At 79.6% G+C, this 367-nt stretch carries 1 pseudogene; it reads left to right on the plus strand.

Features of this window, described 5'->3' with window-relative positions:
- Positions 1-367: pseudogene (locus GTW08_RS03925) on the plus strand (hypothetical protein); the annotation flags it as partial.

Here is a 367-nt window from a genome sequence, read left to right on the forward strand (position 1 = left end):
AGCGGGCGGTCGCTGGGCGTCACCGTGCTGTCCGACGCGACCCCGCGCGGCGCCGAACCGGGCGACGGCACCGCCTGCCTGGTCGACGTGCGGGACGGCTCCTCCACCGTGCTCGGGTCCGGGCAGGCTGCCGTCGTCCAGGCGGTGTCGGCCGACGGACGACGGGTCGTGCTGCGCATCGGCCGCCGCGGGGAGCGCGCCCTGGAGCTGGTCGACCTGCACCGCGGCACGCGGGACCGGGTGATCGGCGGGCCCGGCGGGGCGCTCAGCGCGGCCGCCCGCTTCGGCAGCGTCCCCGGCACGCTCTGGGTGCACACCGACGCCGACCGCGAGCACACCGCGCTGCTCGCCGTCGCGCTCGGCCCCG

The sequence above is a fragment of the Pseudonocardia sp. SID8383 genome (genome assembly GCF_009864975.1).
Classification (GTDB): Bacteria; Actinomycetota; Actinomycetes; order Mycobacteriales; family Pseudonocardiaceae; genus Pseudonocardia; species Pseudonocardia alni.